A 1,349-nucleotide genomic window follows, 5' to 3' on the forward strand; every position below is an offset into this window, starting at 1 on the left:
CCGAGGTGCTCGTCCTCCAGGCCGGTGAGCACGCACACCGCCGTACCCTCGGCGGGGCCGCCAGTCGTGCGCGCCCGGCTCCCGGTCGATCCACCGGCGGATCTCCGCGAGGTTCGCCGGCAGGTAGTCGCCCAGGTGGATCTCGGAGGCGACCTCGGCCGCCGCGAACACATGGTGCAGGGTGGGGCCGACGCCGAAGAACAGCACCGGCCGGCCGGGCTCGGCCCGGCGCAGCGCGTCGACGAAGAACGCGATCGTGGCGACCTCGTCCGGCTCGACGGTGCTGTAGTAGCCGGCCAGGTATTCGGCCGGCACCCAGTCGGTGTCGAACGACGCGTACCGGCGCCGCCGGCGCCGCACGACGGCCCGCATCAGGCGGGCCAGCCCGAGCTCGTACAGTGCCGCGCCCAGGTTGGCGCCGCCGAGGAAGACCAGCGCGTCGACCCGGCCGACGGTGTCGCTCAGCGCCGCGACCCCGAACGCGCCGGCGTAGTACGGCAGCTCCTTGACGATCTCCGTGGCCGTGTAGCCGCCGGCCGCGGCGAGGCGGGCCGGCCCGGCCCGGCCGGTCAGCCGCCGGGTCAGGTCGTACGCCGCCTTCGACAGGGCGTTGGTGCTCGTCCCCGTCGTCTCCAGCAGCAGCCGGTTCGCCCGCAGCGCGGCCCGCAGGCCGGCGGCCCACGCCAGGTACGTCACTGCCAGGAACGCGACCGCCCAGCCGTGGCCGATGCCGTCGAGCCGGCCCGAGGCGACCAGCGCGACCCCGGCGGCGGTCGCTGTGACGTCCAGCGCGTACACCGACGCCGCGGTGGCGGCGGCGGTGACGGCCCACTCGCGCAGCGGCCGGCCCCGTCCCCGCAGGGCGGTCACGGTGCGCCGGCCCCGTCGCGCTCGGCCTCGGCCAGCACCCGCCGCAGCACCTTGCCGGTCGGCGAGCGCGGGATCGACCCGGCGACCCGGACCGCGGCGAGGCGCTTGAACGGGGCGACCCGCTCGGCCACGTACGCGAGCAGGTCACCGGCCGTCGCCGGTCCGCGCAGGACGACGTGCGCCACCGGCACCTCACCGGCCTGCGGGTCCGGCCGGGCCACCACGGCGGCGTCGGCGACCGCCGGGTGCAGCAGCAGGAGGCGCTCCAGCTCGGCCGGCGCCACCTGGTAGCCGCCGGCCTTGATGACGTCCTTGAGCCGGTCGGTGACGTAGAGGTAGCCGTCCTCGTCGAACCAGCCCAGGTCGCCGGTGTGCAGCCAGCCGTCGGCGTCGAGCGCGGCGGCGGTCGCGCCGGGCTGCCCGCGGTACCCCCGCATCAGCTGCGGGCCGCGCACCCACAGCTCGCCGGTCCGGCCGGC

The 1,349-nt window shown here is 77.0% G+C and carries 2 pseudogenes; both read right to left on the reverse strand.

From position 1 onward, the window contains the following. Nucleotides 1-870, reverse strand: a pseudogene (locus ABZS66_RS61735) (hypothetical protein); the annotation flags it as partial. Next, nucleotides 867-1,349, reverse strand: a pseudogene (locus ABZS66_RS61740) (hypothetical protein); the annotation flags it as partial. The pseudogenes ABZS66_RS61735 and ABZS66_RS61740, both read right to left, overlap by 4 nt.

The organism is Dactylosporangium sp. NPDC005572 (genome assembly GCF_040605515.1).
In the GTDB taxonomy this organism is placed as follows: Bacteria; Actinomycetota; Actinomycetes; order Mycobacteriales; family Micromonosporaceae; genus Dactylosporangium.